Source organism: Streptomyces sp. NPDC087422 (assembly GCF_044744145.1).
In the GTDB taxonomy this organism is placed as follows: domain Bacteria; phylum Actinomycetota; class Actinomycetes; order Streptomycetales; family Streptomycetaceae; genus Actinacidiphila.
In genome coordinates, this window is sequence record NZ_JBIUXT010000005.1 from 424,272 (window position 1) to 439,543 (window position 15,272).

General features: G+C 73.8%; 15 protein-coding genes. 7 read left to right on the forward strand and 8 right to left on the reverse strand.

Going from position 1 to position 15,272, the window contains the following annotated elements; all coding sequences use genetic code 11:
• Positions 1–175: 175 nt before the first annotated feature.
• On the forward strand, positions 176–1,186 hold the full coding sequence (locus ACIO6U_RS18985; protein ID WP_355334916.1) for an alpha/beta hydrolase: 1,011 nt from the start codon (positions 176–178) through the stop codon (positions 1,184–1,186).
• A gap of 79 nt (positions 1,187–1,265) precedes the next feature.
• On the opposite strand, the gene ACIO6U_RS18990 is transcribed toward ACIO6U_RS18985, so the two are convergent.
• Together ACIO6U_RS18990 and ACIO6U_RS18995 are read right to left on the reverse strand one after the other, a co-directional pair.
• Positions 1,266–1,961: a DUF2071 domain-containing protein gene (locus ACIO6U_RS18990; RefSeq protein ID WP_391048219.1), complete on the reverse strand. Its 696-nt coding sequence runs from the start codon at positions 1,959–1,961 to the stop codon at positions 1,266–1,268.
• 125 nt (positions 1,962–2,086) lie between these two features.
• Positions 2,087–2,440 (reverse strand): cupin domain-containing protein, encoded by a 354-nt coding sequence (locus ACIO6U_RS18995; RefSeq protein WP_401720474.1) that lies wholly within the window; start codon positions 2,438–2,440, stop codon positions 2,087–2,089.
• 90 nt (positions 2,441–2,530) lie between these two features.
• Between ACIO6U_RS18995 and ACIO6U_RS19000 the strand changes: the two genes are divergently transcribed.
• Both ACIO6U_RS19000 and ACIO6U_RS19005 read left to right on the forward strand, forming a co-directional pair.
• The gene (locus ACIO6U_RS19000; protein WP_391047761.1) at positions 2,531–3,061 is read left to right on the forward strand and encodes a GNAT family N-acetyltransferase; all 531 of its coding nucleotides are present in this window, start codon (positions 2,531–2,533) and stop codon (positions 3,059–3,061) included.
• Between the two features lie 202 nt (positions 3,062–3,263).
• On the forward strand, positions 3,264–4,448 hold the full coding sequence (locus tag ACIO6U_RS19005) for a SpoIIE family protein phosphatase (protein WP_391047759.1): 1,185 nt from the start codon (positions 3,264–3,266) through the stop codon (positions 4,446–4,448).
• On the opposite strand, the gene ACIO6U_RS19010 is transcribed toward ACIO6U_RS19005, so the two are convergent.
• On the reverse strand, positions 4,422–5,198 hold the full coding sequence (locus ACIO6U_RS19010) for a GNAT family N-acetyltransferase (RefSeq protein ID WP_355334907.1): 777 nt from the start codon (positions 5,196–5,198) through the stop codon (positions 4,422–4,424). The genes ACIO6U_RS19005 and ACIO6U_RS19010 overlap by 27 nt on opposite strands.
• A 99-nt stretch (positions 5,199–5,297) precedes the next feature.
• The gene (locus tag ACIO6U_RS19015; RefSeq protein ID WP_401307403.1) at positions 5,298–5,756 is read right to left on the reverse strand and encodes a nucleoside deaminase; all 459 of its coding nucleotides are present in this window, start codon (positions 5,754–5,756) and stop codon (positions 5,298–5,300) included.
• A 184-nt stretch (positions 5,757–5,940) separates the two neighbouring features.
• Here ACIO6U_RS19015 and ACIO6U_RS19020 point away from each other — a divergent pair, with 184 nt between their 5' ends.
• Entirely contained in the window at positions 5,941–8,559 is a 2,619-nt protein-coding gene (locus tag ACIO6U_RS19020) for a polysaccharide lyase family 8 super-sandwich domain-containing protein (protein ID WP_401720479.1), read from the forward strand.
• Positions 8,560–8,856: 297 nt separating this feature from the next.
• Complete coding sequence (locus ACIO6U_RS19025) at positions 8,857–9,675, forward strand: hypothetical protein (RefSeq protein ID WP_401720482.1); 819 nt, start codon at positions 8,857–8,859, stop codon at positions 9,673–9,675.
• On the opposite strand, the gene ACIO6U_RS19030 is transcribed toward ACIO6U_RS19025, so the two are convergent.
• Positions 9,638–10,768 carry a sodium-dependent transporter gene (locus ACIO6U_RS19030; RefSeq protein ID WP_401720485.1) on the reverse strand — a complete coding sequence of 377 codons (1,131 nt, stop codon included), beginning with the start codon at positions 10,766–10,768 and terminating at the stop codon, positions 9,638–9,640. The genes ACIO6U_RS19025 and ACIO6U_RS19030 overlap by 38 nt on opposite strands.
• Before the next feature lie 109 nt (positions 10,769–10,877).
• Positions 10,878–11,723 (reverse strand): hypothetical protein, encoded by an 846-nt coding sequence (locus tag ACIO6U_RS19035; protein WP_391047751.1) that lies wholly within the window; start codon positions 11,721–11,723, stop codon positions 10,878–10,880.
• A 103-nt stretch (positions 11,724–11,826) separates the two neighbouring features.
• On the opposite strand from ACIO6U_RS19035, the gene ACIO6U_RS19040 reads away from it, so the two are divergent.
• Both ACIO6U_RS19040 and ACIO6U_RS19045 read left to right on the forward strand, forming a co-directional pair.
• Entirely contained in the window at positions 11,827–12,495 is a 669-nt protein-coding gene (locus ACIO6U_RS19040; RefSeq protein ID WP_391047749.1) for a winged helix-turn-helix domain-containing protein, read from the forward strand.
• 14 nt (positions 12,496–12,509) lie between these two features.
• Positions 12,510–13,931 carry a sensor histidine kinase gene (locus tag ACIO6U_RS19045; protein WP_401720490.1) on the forward strand — a complete coding sequence of 474 codons (1,422 nt, stop codon included), beginning with the start codon at positions 12,510–12,512 and terminating at the stop codon, positions 13,929–13,931.
• Positions 13,932–14,009: 78 nt separating this feature from the next.
• Here the strand turns inward: ACIO6U_RS19045 and ACIO6U_RS19050 are convergent, their stop codons facing one another.
• Together ACIO6U_RS19050 and ACIO6U_RS19055 are read right to left on the reverse strand one after the other, a co-directional pair.
• Positions 14,010–14,453 carry a BlaI/MecI/CopY family transcriptional regulator gene (locus tag ACIO6U_RS19050; RefSeq protein WP_355334889.1) on the reverse strand — a complete coding sequence of 148 codons (444 nt, stop codon included), beginning with the start codon at positions 14,451–14,453 and terminating at the stop codon, positions 14,010–14,012.
• Positions 14,454–14,486: 33 nt separating this feature from the next.
• Positions 14,487–15,263 (reverse strand): polysaccharide deacetylase family protein, encoded by a 777-nt coding sequence (locus tag ACIO6U_RS19055; protein ID WP_355335760.1) that lies wholly within the window; start codon positions 15,261–15,263, stop codon positions 14,487–14,489.
• Positions 15,264–15,272: the final 9 nt, after the last annotated feature.

The following is a 15,272-nucleotide window of genomic DNA, read 5'->3' on the forward strand; positions in this document are numbered from 1 at the left end:
CGTACGGACCGGGGGAGCCCATTGGGGGAGGCATTCGTACCCCAGGTGTACGAATGTCGAATCCACCGGCGCAGGCGGCACGGCGAACCGCCCTCGAACGGGTCACGGACCCGCACGGAGGCGGTTCGCCCTGTTAGGCAGGAGTCGATGCCCGCCATCGAACCCTGGAGTCCCCTTGTCCTTCGCCACCGCCGCCCGCGAGGAGCCGACCGCCTGCCTGCCCGGCCCGGTGCCCGCCCAGAGCGACGGCGCCACGGCGCGGCCATTCGCCCGGATCAGTGAGTGGCATCTGGAGTACGAGGGCTTCCGTTACACCTGCCGAATCAGGCACCACGAACGGCCGGTCGACGCCCCCCTGCTGATCCTCGGCGGCTCCTCCCAGGACCGGCACTCGTGGATGCGGCACGAGCAGCGGATCGGCACCGCGGCCGACGTGATCACCGTCGACCTGCCGGGCTACGGCACCGCCGACTTCCTCCCGGCGTTCTACGGCATCGACTTCCTGGCCGCCGTCGTCCGGCATCTGCTGGACGAGCTGGTTGTGCCCGCAGTCAACCTCGTCGCGGCCTGCTTCGGCGGCGCCGTCGGCCTGCGCTTCGCCCAGCACTACCCGGCGCGGGTCGAGCGGCTGTTCTTCGTCGGCATGACGACCCGGATCCCGCCGGACTACGCGGCGGCCATGGAACGCTGGGACGGCATGATCGACCGCGGCGAGACCGACCGGATCGCCCGCGAGCTCACCGACCGTTTCATGTCCCCGCCCGGCACCGGCCGGGTACGCAAGCACGCGGCCGTCGCCCGCCTGGTGTACGGCGGTCTGATCGGCCAGGACGCCGAGCAGTTGCGGAAGTCCGCCGAGCACAACAAGCGGCTGATGCGGCACGAGTGGTACCGGCCGGAGCCCGTACCCGCGGTGCCCAGCCTGGTCGTCACCGGCGAGTACGACACGCTGTGCACCCCGGAGATGGGCCGCGAGGTCGCCGCGGTGCTGCGCGCGGCCACCTTCCTGACCATCGATGAGACCGACCACCTCGCGCCGGTCGAGCGGATCGCGGACTTCGCCGACCTCGTCACCCGCTTCTGCGCCGGCCACCCGCTGGACGACCTGCCGTACTGCAGCGCCCCCGAGTCGGCCGCGGCCGGCACGCTCCGGGAACCGGCCGTGGCCTGGCGCGGCCGACCGTAAGACCGGCGGTACGAGCGACTGTGAAGCCCGGCGGTGATGACCGGCGGTGACGGGAGTCCGCAAGGGCAGGGGACACGCGCTACGGGGTCGGGATGCCCGCGGGCTTGTTCGGCAGGCCGAAGCGGACCGGGACGCCGGGGGAGTACAGCACGCTGACCGGGTCCCCCAGCGGCCGGGCCAGACCGGCGGCCGTCACCACGTCCTCGTCCAGGGACAGCAGCTCGGCGCGGTGCAGCGGCCAGCGCGGATGGGCGTTGGGCAGATACACCGGCCGCCCGAAGAAGGCGTTGTGCATGCCCCAGCGGGCGGTGAGGAAGTGTTCGAGTTCCGTGGGCTCCGCCACCGGCTCACCGATCCGTACGCTCAGCGAGGCCCGCGCGCCGCGCGGCCCCGGCCAGCGGCGGGAACTGGTGTACGTGATGGTGTCGGCGTCCCGGCGCACCGACATCCGCGACCACAGATAGGGCAGCCGGAAGACGCCCCGGCCCACGACGACCGGTATCAGCCGGGACGCGTCCAGCGACCGGAACACCACACCGCGCCGCCCCCGCTCGTCCACCGAGTACAGCCGCACATTCGTCTCGGGGAAGGTGCCCAGGTACGGCACACCGGGCAGCCGGAACCAGCCGACCCGGTGCATGCGGAAGGCGACCAGACCCACGTACGTGACGCCGTGCAGGGTGTCGGGCCGTACGCCCGGCGGCAGCAGCGGTGCCACCAGCCCAGGCTCCACCGGCCAGTGCACGAAGGCCAGGTCCAGCCACCACTGCGTCATCAGCGGCTCGGCCGCGGCGCCGGGCGGCGCCTCGGCCACGATCGGCTCCGCGTCGGCGGGGATGGTGGACACGCCGTCCAGCATGCCACCGCCGCGTCACCCGCCCGGCTCCGGGGGACGGCCGGTCAGCTCGGGCGCGGGCGGTAGCGGATCTCCAGCATCAGACAGCCCGGGCCCGTGCGGTACGGGCCGTGCGGCATGCCGGGAGGGCGGGAGGCGAAGTGGCCGCTGGCGAAGGTCTTCCCCAGGGTCAGATCCTCCAGCTCGCCCTCCAGGAGATAGACCTCCTCGTAGTAGGCATGCCTGATCACCCCGGCGGCTGAGGTGTCGAGCCCCGGCTCCCAGCGCGCGAGCCGGGTCAGCTCCGCTCCGTCGGCGGCCGGGTCGGCGGACAGCACGCGCTCGCTGACGCCCGGCGAGCCCTCCGCCGGGGTCCACGGGATGTCCGCGGCGGCGAGGAATTCGTGTTCGTCCTTCACGGGGAGACCTCTTTCAGCACGGGTACGGGGGTGCGGGCGCCGGCCTCGAATTCGGTTGACCGACGCATGCGGCCGGTATAGCAATGCCGGGTGATAGAAGGCGAGAAAATCCAGCTCAGGGCCAGGATCGAGAGCGATGTCCCGGTGCTCCACGCCGAGTTGCAGGACGACGTGGTGGGCAGGTCCCGCTCCGACTCCCGCCCTTGGCGCCCCATATCGCCGGGCACGGCGGACTCACCGTACGCGGTGAACGGGCTTCCTCCGGAGGTGGTCGTCTTCTCCGTGGTGGAGACCCGGACGCGGGAGCTGGCGGGCGCGGCCTCGATGTGGGGAATCGACACCCACAACCGGCTCGCCCACCTCGGGATCGGTCTGCGCCCCGCCTACCGCGGTCGCGGCCTCGGCACCGACGTCGTGCGCGCGCTGTGCCACTACGGCTTCGTCGTGCGCGGTCTGCACCGGATCCAGCTCGAAACCCTCGCCGACAACACCGGGATGATCACCGCGGCCACGCGCGCCGGATTCCGCGTCGAGGGAACGCTGCGCCGGGCGGCCTGGGTGTACGGCTCCTTCCTCGACGAGGTGGTCCTCGGGCTGCTCGCCGACGAGTGGACCCCGTAGGGCGGACTCACCGCGTCCGGCTCATGGACGTACAGTCGGTCAGCCGTCAGCCGTCAGCCGTCAGCCGTCAGCCGGTCGGCCGGGGAGACCGGCGGACGGCCGCGCGGCGCGGTTCACGTGCCCTCGCGTACGCGGCAGGAAGCGGCCGACCCGCCTGGCCGGGAAGACGTATTGTCCGATATGCACCGTTATGCTCGACGGTGTGAAGACGATCCGATCCCGCTGGCGCTCCTGGTGGCCGGACGTCCGATGGGATCCCGTCCTCCTGACCCCGCTCCTGCTGACCGTGATGATCATTGTGGTGGCGCTGGTCACTCCGACCGACTTCGCGATCAGCCGCCTGCTGCCCGCCGCTCCCGCGCTCGCCGCCTCCATGTGGCCGGTGCGCCCGACCGTCGCGCTGGGCGTGGTGGCGACCGCCGTGGTGGTCGGTGACTCGCTCATCATCGACTCCCCGAACATGCTGTTCACGGCCGGGGCGATCGCCGTGGTCACCGCCGCGGCCGGATACGCGGCGCACAGCCGGCTGCACCGCGAGGAGACCCTCACCCAGGTCAGATCGGTGGCCGACACCGCACAGGCGGTCGTCCTGCGGCCGGTGCCGCCCCGTGTCGGGAACGTGGACGTCGAGACGCTGTACGTGGCCGCCGCCGCGGAGGCCCGGATCGGCGGCGACTTCTACGCGGCGGCCGACACCCCGCACGGCGTACGCCTGCTCATCGGCGACGTCCGCGGCAAAGGGCTGAACGCGGCGGGCGCGGCCGGGGCGATCGCCAACAGCTTCCGCGACGCCGCCCACGACGAACCCGACCTCGCGGCGGTCGCGCGCAGGCTGGACAGGAGTGTGGTCCGCTACAGCGCGTCGATCCCCGGCGGCGACGCGCCCGAGCGCTTCGCCACCGCCCTGTTCGTCGAGATCCCGGCCGACGGCGGCCACGCCGTCCTCCTCAACTGCGGCCACCCGCCGCCGCTGCTGCTGCGCGGCGACCAGGCCACGTCCCTCGACCCGAGCGCCCCGTCACCGCCCCTGAACATGGCCGTGCTGATCGGATCCGACTACCGCATGGACACCGTCCCGCTGGTCCGCGGCGACCGGCTGCTGCTCTACACCGACGGCGTCATCGAGACCCGCGACGACACGGGCGCGTTCTTCTCGCTGCGCCGATGGGTGAGCGGCAGACCGCCCGTGGAGCCCAGGGAACTGCTCGACCAGCTCCGCGCCGAGCTGCTGCGCTTCAGCGACGGACAGCTCGACGACGACATCGCCGCCGTGCTCGTGCGCTCCCGCGCGGGAGCATACGATTCGCGCGGTTCGGGCAGCGCGGACGGCTCGTCCGGCTCAGGCGGCGGCTCACCCGGTTCACGCGGCGCGGGTGAAGACGTGTGAGCGGCCGATCGGGGTGAAGCCCCGCCGCGCGTACCAGGTGCGCGGCCAGTCGTCCGCGTCCGCGATCAGGAACAGCAGCGGGCACCCGGCCGCCAGGTGCACGGCGGTGGCGAGATTGACGTCCGCGTAGCCGCGCCGCTGATGCGTGGTCGCGGTGACGACCTCCTCGATCTGCGCGATGCCCTCCGCCGGGTCGAGGTAGAGGTCGGTCCACGCGCCGACCGCCCCCTGCTCGTCCCTGACCGCCAGGAAACGCACCTGCTCCGCGCCCCGCAGCCGGGCGGCGCGGCGGTCGGTGAGCTGGCGCAGCACCTCGTCGTCGGCCTTCGGCAGCCACTGCCGCGTCTGGCGCAGCACGGCGGACCGCAGGGCCCGCGGCGTGACGGTCTCGGCGGCCGGGTCCGGCGCGGGCGCGGGACCCGAGTGCCGCATCACCAGTTCCGTCTCGTGCTCGTAACCGGCCGCGAGCAGCGTCGGCGCGCACAGCACACCGAACTCGTCGTCCAGCACCGAGATCCGGCGGTGCGGCAGATGGGCGAGTACGGCGTCGGCGAACGCGGGCAGCTCGTCCACCGCCACCGGTCCCTCCACGACGATCTGATTGTGCTCGTGGGAGGCGGCGTACGCGCCGTTGAGGACCGCCGCGCCGCCGGGGAACTCGACGACGCACCGGGCCTGCCGCCGCTGGAAGGCGGCGCGGAAGGACGCGATGCGGTGCAGATCGACGGCGGAGACCTCGACGGCGGGCATACCGCCCAGTCTAGGAACACCTGGTCACGGCGCCGCAAGCGCATTTCCCGCCGCCCGCGCGCCGTACCGCTGCCTCGGGGAGGCGCGACCGGCCGGCCGTCACTCCCCGATGTCCTCGTACCAGAGCTCGGGCCGGGCCGCGATGAAATCCCGCATGAGCGCGACGCAGTCGGGGTCGTCCAGCAGCGTGATCCGCACGCCGTGCTCCGCGAGCCAGTCGTGGCCGCCGGAGAAGGTGCGCGCCTCGCCGATCACCACATGGCCGATGCCGAACTGCCGGATCAGCCCCGAGCAGTACCAGCACGGGGACAGCGTCGTCACCATCGTCGTGCGCCCGTATCCGCGCAGCCGTCCGGCGGCCCGGAAGGCCGAGGTCTCGCCGTGCGCCGACGGGTCGCCGTCCTGCACCCGGCGGTTGTGCCCGCGGCCCAGCACGTGCCCGTCCTGGCCGAAGAGGGCCGCGCCGATCGGGATGCCGCCCTCGGCGAGCCCGGCGCGGGCCTCCTCCAGGGCCGTGGCCAGCATCGTTGTCGGGTCCGGGGCCGCCGCGTCAGTCATGTGCCCACTGTGGCCGCGGGGGAGCGCCGCCGCAATGCCGTCGGCGGCGGACGGCCCGAGGCGCGGAACCGGTCCCTTCCCCCGTGGCCCGGCGCGGACGCCGTGCAAGGGTAGTGACAGGCGTGGCCCGCGTTGCTTCAATGCAGCAAGCGCTTTCCGTCCCCGTTTCCCTGGAGCCGCCGCCGTGCCGATATCCCGTCGTGTCCTGCTCTCCTCGGTCCCGGCGGCGAGCCTGACGGCCCTGGTCGCACCCTTGCGCGCGCGAGCCGCGGACGGCCCGGTCCCGGCGGGCGGCGCGCACAGCGCGAGCGCGGACCAGGCGGCGCTCGTCGCCAACACGGTGGCGGTCTTCGCCGGTACCGCCGAGTCCAACGTTCGCCCCGAGGTCGCCGCGAAGCTCACCGCGATCGAGGCGACCGCCCGCGCCAGGCTGGCCGCGCTGGGCACGGCAGGAGCGCATCAGCTCTTCGGCGGCCTGACGCTCGGCACCAGCGACACCAACCTGACGACGTCGTTCCAGTACCTGTACGAGACGGCGCTCGCGACCCGCGTACCCGGCGCGCCCGGCGGTCCGGGCTCCGGGCTGCGCGACGACGTGGCCGTGCAGCGGCGCGTCATCGACGGCCTGGCCTTCCTCTACGACGGCTACTACGGCGACCAGGCGAAGGGCTACTACGGCAACTGGTTCAACTGGGAGATCGGCATCTCCACCCACGTCACCAAGACGCTGCTGCTCCTCCAGGACGCCCTCGCCGCCTACCGGCCCGACCTCACCGCCGCGTTCGTGTCCGCCATGGACGCCTATCTGCGCAATGGCGAGGACGGCGACGTCGACCTCGACTCGCGCTTCCACACCGGCGCGAACCTCGCCGACATCACCACCAACCGCATCCTGCAAGGCGCGGTCCTCGGCGACGACGCCCGCACGTCCAAGGCCGTCGCCGACCAGTTGACGGTCTTCGCCACGATCGACCCGTACGGTCTGCGGCACGGCGTCACCGACGGCTTCTACGCGGACGGCTCCTTCATCCAGCACGCCTCCGTCGCCTACACCGGCTCGTACGGCACCGGGCTGCTGAGCCGCGTCGTGCAGACGGTCCGGATGCTCGACGGCACCAGCCATGTGCAGGGCGACGACCTGATCGGCGTCGTGCAGGGCTGGATCGCCGAGGGCTTCGCGCCGCTGATCTTCGAGGGGTGGATGACCGAGATCGTCAAGGGCCGCGCGATCTCCAGGACCACCACCGGATACGCGGACGTCGCCACCGTCGTCGAGGCCGTCACCGGAATATCCGCCTACGCCTCCGCGAGCGACGCGGCGGCGCTGGCCGGTTACGTCCGCTACGTACGGCAGACCTCGCGGGCCGCCCTCGACCCGGTCAGCTTCGTCTCCCCGACGACCGTCGTCCGCTACGCCGACATCCTCGCCGACACCTCGGCCCCGGCGCGCGACCTCGTCCCGGCCGCGCACCACGCGGCCCTCAACTCCATGGACAGGACCGTCCACCGCCGCCCCGGCTACGCCTTCGCGCTGGCCCGCAGCTCGGCCAGGATCAGCAAGTACGAGTACATGAGCGGCGAGAATCTGCTGCCGTGGTTCCAGGGCGACGGCGCCCACTACCTGTATCTCACCGGCCAGGACCAGACCCGCGCCTACGGCATCGACTACCTCACCGCCGTGTCGCCCTACGGCCTCGCGGGCGTCACCGCCCCCGTCGAGACCCGGCGCAGCGTGCCCGAGCTGTACGGCACCGCCTGGTACGACAACCCGGACCAGGGCTTCACCGCCTCCTCCGAGTCGCAGAACACCTACGTCTACTTCCCGCGCGCCACCAACGCCCTCTCCGGCGGCGCCACCCTCGGCGCGTACGGGACGGCCGCCTTCGTGCAGTCCGACGACGCCGCCTACGCCGCCGAGCGGGCCGGGCTCCTGCCGGACGACTTCGTCGTCTACCGCAACGCGGACGCCACGAAGTCCTGGTTCATGCTCGACGACGAGATCGTGGTCCTCGCCGCCGGAGTCGGCGACGGCGCGGGCCGCGCGGTGACCACGACGCTCGACACCCGGATCGCCGACCCGGCGGACCCGGTCACCCTCACCGGGCGGCTGCGCGACGGCGCCCCGTGGTCCGGCACCGGCACCGCGCCGCTGGCCTGGCTGCGCTACGCCGACGCGGGCCAGGGCACGGCCGTGGGGTACGTCTTCCTCGACGGCTTCGAGGACCGGCGACAACCGGACCGGGGACACGGGCGGTCCGGACCGCGCACCACCGTCGCGCTGGACACCGTCGCCCGCAGCCGCCGCGTCGTCCGTACCTCCAACCCCGACACCACCGTGACCAAGCAGGTCTTCGCCGTCCGCGTCGAGCAGGCCGCCGGAGCGCGGCCGGTCTCCGTGGCGTACGCCCTGGTCCCGCACGCCACCGAGGCGCGTCTGCGGTCGTACGCCCGCGGCCCGCTGTCGGTGGTCGCCAACTCCACGGCGGCGCAGGCGATACGCCACCGCGACCTGGGCCTGCTCGCCGTCAACACCTTCACCGCGGGTTCGCACCACGCCGAGCGGCTCTCCGTCGAAGGGCCCGCGTCCGTCCTGCTGCGCGAGGACCGGCGCGGCGTGGTCTCCCTCGCCGTCGCCGACCCCACCACGCGGCGCGACCGGATCACGCTCCTCCTCCGGGGCCGTCCGCTGCGCGCGGTCACCGCCGACGACGGCGTGCGCGTCTCCCGTGTGCCCGGCGGCACCCGCGTCGAGGTGACCACCCGGCACGCGTACGGCCGCAGCTTCACGGCCACGCTGCGCTGACCGCCTGGCCCGGCCGGTCCCCGGGAACCGCGGCGACCGCCGTGGGCGCTGTCCGTCGCGGGTCCCGGTAAGGGGTCGGCAAAGGATCGGCGCGGACCGCCCGCGTGTCCGATTCGCCCGCATGCCGTTCGTCTACAGTCGTGTAGTCGTCGGCCTGTCGGGGCTCGCCGCCCTGGTCGGCGCGTGCTCGGGGCCGTGCTGTGCGGAGAGCGGAATCGGCCTGCGCGCCGGGAGAGTTGCGGTCCTGTGGAACAACCTGTGGAGCAGCGGTCCGCGCGTGCGCGGACGGTCGGAGCGATGCCGTACGAGTCGGCGGGCGCCGGTCCCGTACGGCACCGGCGGACGGGGCGGAGCGGCCTCGCGGCCGGCGGCGCCCTGAGCAAGGTGCCGGAGGTGACCGCCTGGTTCTGGCTGACCAAAGTGCTCACCACCGGCATGGGCGAGACGACCTCGGACTTCCTGGCCCGCGCGCTCGGCCCGGTCGTCGCGGGCGGCCTCGGCCTGATCGGCCTGGTGGCGCTGCTGGTCGCCCAGTTCCGCGCGCCGCGCCACTCGCCGTGGATCTACTGGTCGGCGATCGTCATGGTCAGCGTCTTCGGCACCATGGCCGCCGACGTCGTGCACGTGGTGGCCGGGGTACCGTACGCGGTCTCCACGGTGGCCTTCTCGCTGATCCTCGCGGCCGTGCTCACCGCCTGGTACGCCAGTGAGGGGACGCTGTCCATCCACAGCGTCCGCACCCCGCGCCGCGAGGCGTTCTACTGGGCGACCGTCCTGACCACCTTCGCGCTCGGCACCGCGGCCGGCGACCTCACCGCGGGCAGCCTGCACCTGGGCTACTTCTCCTCCGGCGTCGTCTTCGCCGTCCTGATCGCCGTACCGGCGCTCGCGGGCCGCTTCCTCGGGCTCAACGTGGTGGCCGCCTTCTGGTGGGCGTACATCCTCACCCGCCCGCTCGGCGCGTCCTTCGCCGACTGGATGGGCGTACCCCTCCACCGCGGCGGCCTCGGCTGGGGCACGGGACCGGTCAGCCTGGTGCTCACCGTCCTGATCGCCGCGCTGGTGGGCTTCCTGGCGGTCAGTCACCGCGACCTGCCCGCGAACGCGGGCGCGTAGCACCGGACGTGACGCGCGGTCGCCCGCGCCGCCGCCGGGATCCGGCGGCGGCGCGGGGGCCGAGGAAGCTGTCCACCGCCCCCGCGCCGAATTTCTGCACGATGCTGTACGCCAGCACCGGCATCAACACCTGCGGATGCGCGGGGAGATGAGTCGCCGCGAGCACCGCGCTCGCGCTGCTGTTGTTCATCCCCGACGCCAGCGTGATCGCGACCGTGTCGGCCCGGTCACTGCGCAGACCGCGCGCCAGACCCCAGCCGACGGCCAGCGCCGCGAGGCACGCCAGGGCCGCCACACCGACCGACGCGGCGATGAACGCCACCTGCGGGTGCCGCAGTTGACCGCCCAGCGCGCCGCACGCGTTGGCGTACGTCAACAGCAGTGACGCCAGCAGCGCGGCCAGCTTCAGACCGGGAAGCGCGCGGTCCCGCCGCTCCCGCGACGTCATCCGCTGCGCCAACAGCCCGGCCAGGCACGGCGTGACGACCCCGGCCAGCGCGAAGGCGCCGCTGCTGGCACCGGCCATCCGCCCCAGATCGTGGGCGTAGTGGCCGTGCGCGAAGACGGCGGCCATGGAGAGCGTCAGCGGGGTGGTCAACGGGCTGAGCAGCGTGGAGGCGAGCACGATGCCGACCACCAGTGCGTGGTTGCCGCCCGCCCGGCCGCCCCAGACCGTCGCGCCCCCGGCCACCGGCATGGCGCCGACGAGCGCGATCCCGGTCAGCAGCCCGCTGCCGCCGTCGGTGTCGGGCGAGAACCGCAACAGTCCCGCCAGCAAGGGCAGGACGAGCAGCGGCCCGGCCGCGTTCACCGCCGTACCGGTCATCAGCGCCCCCGGGCGCCTGGCCAGCGCGGGCAGCCGCCGCACCGGCACCTGAAGGGCCGCCGTGAACAGCACGAACGCCAGCAGCGCCGCGGGCGGCGACAGCGCGGCGGCCGGTACGCCGACCCCGCGCGGCACGCTCCACCGCAGGTGCCGCAGCCACAGACCGGCGGCGGGAGCGACCGTCGCGACGGCGTAGGCCAGGGCCATCAGCCAGGTCAGGGACCGTTGGACGCGCGCGAGGGCGCGGGGGACGAAGGGAGCACGCACGGGCTGTCGTTCCTGTCTGCTGCGATACGGCACGGGGGACCGGTGGACGCCGGTGACCGGCGCGGGCCGCGTATCAGCGCAGACAGGACGGTGGCAGCCTCGTACGTCATCAGGCGGTTTCCGCCGCCCGCCGGTCCTGCTGGGCGTGCTCGTCCAGCGGCGTGTGCGGTGCGGGCCGCTGGTCCTTGCGGGTCCGGGTCAGGTAGACGACCAGCGCCAGGATCGTGGCCAGGAACAGCGCGCTGGTGCCCACCGTGCCGAGGCCGAGACCGCCGTCCGCGCGCGGCTGCGAGAGGTAGTCGCCCAGGGACGCGCCCAGCGGCCGGGTCAGGATGTACGCCAGCCAGAACGCGAGCACGGCGTTCAGCCGCAGCCGGAAGTGCGCCAGCGCGACCACCGCGATGACCGCGCCGAAGGCGAGCGCGGACAGCCAGTAGCCGAGGTTCATCCGCTCCGCGACCAGGTCGCCCGCCGCCGTGCCCAGGGCGAAGGTGAACAGGATCGCCGCCCAGTAGAACGCCTCACGGCGCGGGGTGCGGATGCTGTGGATCGACAGCGTCCGCTCGACGGCGAACCAGAGCGCGAAGGTCGCCGCCAGGACGACCGCGAAGACCGCGGTCGTGGTGGTCAGCGCCACCCCGAGGTTGTCGGTCAGATTGTCCGTGACCAAGGTGCCCACCACGCTGATCAGCACCACCGCGAGCCAGTACACGCCCGGCACGTACCGCCGTACCCGGAACTGCGCCACCAGGGCCGCCACCAGCAGCACCGACATCACGTACGTCGTGTTCGTCAGGCCCATGTGGAGACTGGTGTTGAGATAGTCCGCCGCGGTCTCGCCGACCGTGGTGCACAAGACCTTGATCAGCCAGAAGTAGACGGTGACTTCCGGCACCTTGTTGAGCATCGTGCGCACCCCGGGCGCGGAGCCCGAGCGTTCCATGGTCGTTGTCATGCCGCGCAGGCTGGCACGCGGCGCCTGAACACAACCTGAGCGCCGCCCCGCCTCCGGCCGCCCGGCCCTTCCCCGACGTGCCCGGTCGTCGATACTGGGCCTCATGACCGCTCACTGCGTCCTGATCGTCGAGGACGACCACGGACTGCGCGACGTCCTCGCCCGCGGCCTGCGCGAAGAGGACTTCGAGGTGCTCACCGCCGCCGACGGCGCGAGCGCGCTGCGTACGGTCGGCCCGCGCGTGGACGCGGTCGTCCTCGACGTCGGCCTTCCCGACTCCGACGGGCGGGACGTCTGCCAGGCCATGCGCGCCGTCGGCATCGAGGCCGCCGTGCTCTTCCTCACCGCGCACGACGCCCTGCACGACCGGCTGTCGGGCTTCTCCTCCGGCGGCGACGACTACCTCGCCAAGCCCTTCCACCTGGCCGAGCTGACCGCCCGCCTGCACGCGGCGCTCCGCCGCGGCAACCGCGTGGCGGCCCGCGAGGTCAAGGGACTGCGCCTGGACCCCGTCACGCACGCGCTGTCCGCGGACGGCGGCGCGGCCGTACCCCTGACCCCCACCGAATTCCGCATCCTGGCCTGCCTGATGGCCGCGCCCGGCGCCGCCGTACGACGGCACAGCCTGGTACGGGCGGCGTGGCCGCACGGCGCCCAGGTCAGTGACAACACTCTCGACCAGTACGTGTCGCGGCTGCGCCGCAAGCTCCGCGAGACGGGCAGCACGCGCGGCATCGACACCGTGCGCGGCATCGGATACCGGTTCGCGTGAGGCCGCCCGCCCGCGTGCGACGTCCGGGCCGGGCGGAACGCCCGAGCCGCGCCGGGCAGCAGCCGCGCGCGGGGCGCCCGCGCCGCCGGGGTCTGTCCGGCACGCTGCCCGCGACCCTGCGCGGCCGACTGGCGCTGCTCGCCCTCGTCACCACCGTGCTGTGGGTGGCGCTGCTCACCGCCGCGTTCAACGTCGCGCTGCACGAGATACTGCGCCGCCAGGCCGACGACCTGCTGCGCACCCGCGCCGCAGCCGTCGCCGCGACCGTCGACATCCGCGCCGACGGGACCATCGCCGTCCGGGAACCGGGCGACGACGGCGCGCTCGACAGCGGAATCTGGATCTACCGCGGCGCCCACGTCGTCGAACGCCCCGCCGCTCCCGAACCGCTCCAGCGCCGCGCGGACGCCCTCGCGGGCAAGGGGACCCGATTCGCCGACACCTCCACCCCGCGCTCGACCCGGCTGTACGCGATGCCGCTGGGCAGCGGGGGAGTTCAGGTCGCCACCGTCGTGGCCGCCGCGAGCCTGGAGCCGTATCTGCTCACCGCCCGTTCGGCGCTGGCCGGTTCGCTCGGCCTCGCCCTGCTGCTGGTCGGCGGCGTCTACCTCGTCACCCGCATGGTGATCGGCCGCGCCCTGCGCCCGGTCAGCACCATGAGCGACCAGGCGTCCCGCTGGAGCCGGTACGGCGCGGCGCAGCGCTTCGGCGCGCGGGAGGCCAGGCCCGCGGAACTGGCCGCGCTGGCCGCCAATCTGGACCAGCTCCTCGACCGCCAGGCGGCCGTCCTGCGGCACGAACAGCAGCTCACCGCCGAGCTCTCCCACGAACTGCGCAATCCGCTGGCCCGGATCACCGCGGAGACGGACTGGCTCACCGCCCGCCCCCGCACCGCGGACCAGTCCCGCTCCTCCCACCAGGCCATCGCCGCCGCGGCCACCCAGATGGCGCAGATCTGCCGGACACTGCTCAGCGAGGCCCGGCAGCCGTCCGCGGCGGCGGGCCGCTGCGCCGCCCTCGACGTCGCCCGCGCGGTCGCCGACCGCAGCCGCGCCGAACACCCCGAGGCGCCCCCGGTCACGGCGTCCGGCGAGCCGGTGGACGTCGGCGTCACCCCCGAACTCCTCGAACGCGTCCTCGCCCCGCTGCTCGACAACGCCCGCCGCTACGCCGCCCGCGCGATCGCCCTCGAATGCGTCCGACTCCCCGACGGCGCGCGGGTGTTCGTCGCCGACGACGGCCCCGGCGTCCCCGCCGAACACGCCGAGGCCGTCTTCGAGGCGGGCCGCCGCTTCGGCTCGGAGACGGACGCCCACGACGGCGCCGGGCTCGGCCTCCCCCTGGCCCGCCGCCTCGCCCGCGCGGCAGGCGGCGACATCACCCTGGTCCCCGCACCGCGCGGAGCCCGCTTCCAGGTGACACTCCCGCCTGGCTAGGGTCCGTTTCGCGGATCACGAACAGCCCCTCGGCCCCGGCCCCTTCGGCCCTGGCACGCACGCCCGTGCCCGACGTCGTCAGGACCGGCGGCCGCGCGGGCGCCGCGCCGGGCGGGTGCCGGGAGCGGCGCCGGTGGCCTGCCCCGAGGCGTGATCGCGCAGCAACCTCTCCAGCAACCTCTCGTCCTCCGCTGGCAGTTCGGAGACGAAGCGGGCCAGGACGGCCGCGCGGTCGCCGCCGGCTTCCAGCAGGTCGCGCATGCCGGCCGCCGCGTGGCCCGCCTCGTCGCGCACGGGGGAGTAGAGGTAGCCGCGTCCGGCGCGCTCGCGGGTGACCAGGCCCTTGTCGTGGAGGCGGGTGAGGATCGTCAGGACGGTGGTGTAGGCGGGTTCGCCCGCGACCTGTTCGCGTACGGCGCCCGCCCCGGCCGGCTCACCGACGGCCCACAGCGCCGCGAGGACTTCGCTCTCCAGCTCGCCCGGCGCGCGTCGCCCGGCGGCCGGGCCTTCCTGCTCGGCCACGCTTCCCGCTCCTTCGTAGAAATCCTCACGGTACTACGGCACGACCTGGCCGCCCCGGCCCCGGCCGCCCGACCAACCGGCCACCGCGAGACCCCCGTGATCGCGCAACGGGCCGACCGTCAGGCCGCGTTCCTGACAGAAGTCGAGAAGGCGGGGGAGCGCCCCGAGCGTGTTGCGCCACGACCCGGTGGCCGAGGCGCAGTCGGAGTCGTGGAGCAGGACGGTGCCGCCGCCGCGCAGGTCGCGGGTGACGGTGTCGAGGACGGTCCGGGGCGTCGCGCGCCCGCGCCAGTCCTCGCCCCAGGCGGTCCACAGCACCGGCGTGAGTCCGAGGCGGCGGCAGGCCAGATGCGTACCGGCGGTCATGACGCCGTACGGCGGCCGGTAGAGCGTCGGCGCGCCGCCGGTGAGGCCGCCGACGAGGTCGCGGGCGCGGGCCAGGTCCTCGTACGTGGTCCAGGGGCCGCGCAGCAGCGCGGGCCGGTGGGTCCAGCCGTGGATCGCGACCTCGTGGCCCGCCTCGTACATCTCCGTGACGAGGCCGGGGGAGCGGACGGCCATCGAGCCGAGCAGGAAGAAGGTGGCCCGCACGCGGCGGGTGTCGAGCAGTCGCAGGAAGTGCGGGGTGGACAGGTGGTCGGGGCCGTCGTCGAAGGTGAGCGCCACGCTGTCGGGCCGTCCGCGTCCCGACAGCCGCGGCATGAGCCGGTTGCGCAGCGGGCCGAAGGTCGACAGCGCGGGCCCGGCGTAGGCGGCAGCGAGCGCGGACGCGGCCACCGCACCCGTGCGCAGGACGGTACGGGCGACGATCCGCCGGTC